The following is a 4276-nucleotide window of genomic DNA, read 5'->3' on the forward strand; positions in this document are numbered from 1 at the left end:
TTCCTGCCGGGCCTTGGCAAAACCCCTCCGCCGCTCCTTAATGGCGGGTAGGCTTATATCCACAAAACTGAGGATCGCTACATTCAAACCTGCTGAAAGCTGCACGACGGCCTGAAAATCACCCCATGTTATCGCCATTGCCTAAGCTTTCGCTCCATTCTGCCAGATCACTCACGCGCGGTTTTAATCTGACCTAACCGGAAGAGAAAGGCGGCCCAGACATGCCAGCCATCTTGGTAAATACGTCAGAAGGATACCCCAAAACGCCTCCTCACCATCATTTCGGCTCCCTTCACGCGCACTTCCTGCTAAGGACTGTCTTTCTGCTGACTGCTCCAAGGTTTTCGTTATGAAATATGCTGTTCTGGCTCTTCTCCTGACCTCCCTCCCCCTCGCGACCGCACAGGCGCAGGATTACGGATCGGAAATTGCCAAGGCCAAATTTCTTGACCCGCAGCATAACGGACGCCCTGCAACCGAAGCGGACACGACACTCCTTGCCTCAGCCGGCTTAAAACGTGTGGAGAAAAATTATCTGAACGATTGCGACGAACCCGCCACCATCCACACGGTTCCGCTCAATCTTGGCTCCGGTTTATCCGATGCGACGGCCGTTTTTGTCAGCGGATCTTCCGCCTGTTACGGCAAGGCAGGTTATGCTTTGTCAGTTTTGGACAATCGCGGGCGCATTCTGTGGAATAACGCGGCCTCCGCTGTGGCCATTTTGCCATCCACACGTGACGGTGTGCATAACCTTAGCTTCTACGCACCAGACAGCACCCGGTCAGTCTGGCACTGGAATCTGTCCCGACACCAATATGACCGCCTTATGACTGTCAGCACACGCTCATAACAATTGCCATACCAACTCATGCTGTCCCGTAAGGAGAAAACCCGTGTCCCTACCGCAAGTCCTGACTCATCGCCACACCACCAAGGCTTACGACAAAAACCGTAAAATTCCGGCAGACCAGGTTTCGCAATTGCTGGCGGCTTTGCGCTACAGCCCATCTTCCGTCAATTCTCAACCGTGGCATTTCTTTGTTGCAGACAATGACGCGGGGAAAGCTAGGATTGCAAAAGCAACCAGTGGCATTTTTGCCTTTAATGCGCCACGCGTTATGGATGCATCACTCGTCATTGTTCTATGCGCACGCAACACGCTGACCCCAGACTATCTTGAGGCCCTCGCCACGCAGGAACAGGCAGACGGTCGCTTTGCCAGCGAAGAAGCCCGGGAAGCTGGACACAAAGCACGCTCCGGTTTTGTGGGCATCCATCAACAGGCCGGCGATGTCGCAACATGGACACAGAAGCAAACTTACATTGCGCAAGGCTTCCTTCTGCTTTCTGCTGCCCTTCTGGGGATAGATGCTACACCCATGGAAGGATTTGAAGCGGGCATTCTTGAAAACGAGTTAAACCTGAAAGAACAAGATCTGACACCGGTTGTCATTGTCTCGCTCGGATATCACTCCGATGCAGATTTTAATGCCAAACTCCCAAAATCCCGCCTTCCTGAAAAAGATATTTTTACAAAGCTCTGAAATTTTTTGCAAGAATCATCTTTATGCGGTTTTTTCCGCAGGGCGAATAATCCGATCTCAGATTATTCGCTTAAAGTGAACATCAAACCCCATACTAGGCTAAGACAACACTAAAGATCATGAGCACAATGCGCATTTCCCGGTCTTGTGTCGATTTTACCAGGAATGCTTGATCGTCATTCTTTGCGATTGTTCTACACATGCTTCGTGGCCTGTTTTGGTCACGGGGCGGAGTTGGGACTCTCACGAAGCGCCATGAACAACAGGAACGTATCTACAAAATAATTGACATCTGTCGAAGCAGACAACCACAGTGTCAGCGCGTTGCCATGGTGCGATAGATTGCCCCCTCCAGCCGCTTGATAAGCCGGCTTTCCCGGATGGTACAATTTAGAAGATTTCACTTGAACACATCCCTTACAATCAACGCGATTCATGCGTTGAATTCTAATGGCTATTTTTGAATTTAGAATTTGAAAGCAAGAAACAGGGTGTGCCGTAAAACGTTCAACGGCATGGTAGCTATATGATGGAATCAGACAAAAAGCTCCTGGGCACGATAAACGATCCGCGTTGGCAGAAGATCACTGCTCGGGACAAAAGTGCTGATGGCCAATTTTGGTATTCGGTTATCACGACAGGCATATACTGTCGCCCATCCTGTCCGTCCCGCACCCCCAAACCAAGCAATGTAACCTTGCATGATACGCTAGAAAGTGCCCGAGCCAGCGGATGCCGACCATGCAAAAGGTGTAATCCCGATGGATGTTCAACGGATGCTGCGAATGCTTCTCTGATAGAGCAGGCCTGTCGTTTAATCGAAACCTCCGAGGTCCCGCCGTCTCTGGAGGCTCTGGCAAATGCCATCAACCTTAGTCCAGCCTATTTTCATCGCCTTTTCAAAGCCCAGACAGGTTTGACACCAAAGTCTTATGCCAGCGCACATCGGGCGCGCAGGGTTCGCGACGGGCTGTCACTCGGCTTAAAGATTACAGACGTGCTGTATGATGCCGGATTCAAGTCCAATGGCCGTTTCTATGCACAGTCATCGGCCATGCTGGGCATGATCCCCAAGCATTACCGCAAGGGTGGGCTTCATGAAGTGCTCTATTTCGCAGTAGCTGAATGTTCTCTGGGCACTGTTCTTGTCGCTTCAAGCGAGAAAGGAGTGGCTTCCATTCTGCTTGGTGATGAACCAGATACCTTGGTGCGCGATTTGCAGGATCGTTTTCCCAAAGCAGAACTCATCGGCGCAGATGCGGATTATGAACAGAGTATCGCAAAGGTTATTGGCTTTATTGAAGACCCTAACCGGGGACTGGACCTGCCTTTGGATGTGCGCGGGACAGCATTTCAACAACGTGTGTGGCAAGCCCTGCGCCAGATACCGGCTGGTGAAACTGCAACATATGCGGAAGTGGCCCAAAAAATTGGTCAACCAACAGCAATTCGGGCCGTTGCGGGAGCATGCGCCGCTAATCATATTGCTATTGCCATTCCGTGCCACCGTGTCATCCGTAATGATGGCTCTCTTTCCGGTTATCGGTGGGGTATTGACCGTAAACGCAGCCTTCTGTCGCGTGAAGGAAAGGATAATTAGAAGCTTCTCGCATGAATTTTCAGGAAATCGTTTCTCCAAGAAACAGTTCTCATTATGCGACGGGATATCTCCGACTGAAGCTGACTTTTCGGGTAGTATAATAATGAACGCCTTGCATCGCTGCCAATGGGCGCAGCATGACCCCATCATGCAAAACTACCATGATTGTGAATGGGGTGTGCCTGTTCGCGATAGCCGGGCCTTATGGGAAAAACTTATTCTCGATGGCTTTCAGGCCGGATTATCTTGGCGGACAATTCTGTTTAAAGCGGGATGCCTTTCGGGAAGCCTTCGAAGGTTTTGTTCCTGAACATATAGCAGAATATGATGAAGCAGATATCGAGCGCCTGCTTGGCAACGCGGCTATCGTGCGCTCACGCATAAAGATACGGGCAGCCATACAAAATGCTAAGGCTTATTTAGAGATGCAAAGGCACGGGGAGGATTTCAGCACTTTTGTATGGAAGATGGTTGATGATCAACCCTTGAAGGGGGACGGCACAGGGTCTGCCACACGATCAGTGACAGGAGATCGTCTTTCAAAGGAACTCAAAAATCGTGGTTTTAGTTTTGTCGGTCCGGTAATTGTACATGCATGGTTGCAGGCCACCGGTGTTATCAATGATCACGAAGCACAGTGTTTTCTGCGTGATGTGATTACTGCAGATGGCAATTAAAACGACTCTTTAGTCTCTGCTTATCTAACTATTCTAAATAAAAAACATCTTCTCTCTGCAAGTAACCGGTTGGACTTTCATATTCGGGATGAGCGTGACGACTGCCGATCTGCTCTGCATCTTCCATCAAGCTAAAACTGGCAGTAATGGTCTGAAAAGCGAACCGTCTATTATAGCAAACCCTTTTTTCAGCAAGAGATATTTCAGCAGATAGGATGATCTACCAAAAGGTCTGTATTTCGCATGAACCTGGAAAAACAGCGGCCCGACTTCTGGCCGAGCCGGGGCGCACAACACATCAAATTGTCTCCTTCATAGACCATAAAACACTGTCAAAGGATGAGCGATACATGCGAGCAGTTGAGCAGAAACGGCTGACCCAAGAGACCATGATTAAAATCAGCTAGAGCAATTCCACTTTAATCTGGTTCGTAACCTGCTGCTGTAAAGAA

At 49.6% G+C, this 4276-nt stretch carries 5 protein-coding genes; all 5 read left to right on the forward strand.

The genetic code is table 11. The features are described from left to right. The first annotated feature begins 349 nt into the window (after window positions 1-349). The 5 genes from Abin_RS09760 (at window position 350) to Abin_RS09775 (ending at window position 3824) form a co-directional block, all read left to right on the forward strand. On the forward strand, window positions 350-853 hold the full coding sequence (locus Abin_RS09760; RefSeq protein WP_048846412.1) for a hypothetical protein: 504 nt from the start codon (window positions 350-352) through the stop codon (window positions 851-853). A gap of 43 nt (window positions 854-896) precedes the next feature. Further along, window positions 897-1547, forward strand: a complete 651-nt coding sequence (nfsB, locus tag Abin_RS09765) for an oxygen-insensitive NAD(P)H nitroreductase (protein ID WP_048846414.1) — start codon at window positions 897-899, stop codon at window positions 1545-1547. A gap of 529 nt (window positions 1548-2076) precedes the next feature. Then, complete coding sequence (gene ada, locus Abin_RS09770; RefSeq protein ID WP_218026264.1) at window positions 2077-3147, forward strand: bifunctional DNA-binding transcriptional regulator/O6-methylguanine-DNA methyltransferase Ada; 1071 nt, start codon at window positions 2077-2079, stop codon at window positions 3145-3147. Further along, on the forward strand, window positions 3071-3457 hold the full coding sequence (locus Abin_RS16170) for a DNA-3-methyladenine glycosylase I (protein WP_373321485.1): 387 nt from the start codon (window positions 3071-3073) through the stop codon (window positions 3455-3457). The genes ada and Abin_RS16170 overlap by 77 nt, the downstream gene beginning before the upstream one ends. Next, window positions 3339-3824, forward strand: a complete 486-nt coding sequence (locus Abin_RS09775) for a DNA-3-methyladenine glycosylase I (protein ID WP_371862205.1) — start codon at window positions 3339-3341, stop codon at window positions 3822-3824. The genes Abin_RS16170 and Abin_RS09775 overlap by 119 nt, the downstream gene beginning before the upstream one ends. The last annotated feature ends 452 nt before the right edge of the window (window positions 3825-4276 follow it).

The sequence above is a fragment of the Acetobacter indonesiensis genome, from assembly GCF_000963945.1.
Classification (GTDB): domain Bacteria; phylum Pseudomonadota; class Alphaproteobacteria; order Acetobacterales; family Acetobacteraceae; genus Acetobacter; species Acetobacter indonesiensis.

Coding starts and splice junctions, on each gene's coding strand:
- Abin_RS09760 (WP_048846412.1), top strand. CDS start 350: ATGAAATATGCTGTTCTGGCTCTTCTCCTGACCTCCCTCCCCCTCGCG.
- Abin_RS16170 (WP_373321485.1), top strand. CDS start 3,071: ATGGCTCTCTTTCCGGTTATCGGTGGGGTATTGACCGTAAACGCAGCC.
- ada (WP_218026264.1), top strand. CDS start 2,077: ATGGAATCAGACAAAAAGCTCCTGGGCACGATAAACGATCCGCGTTGG.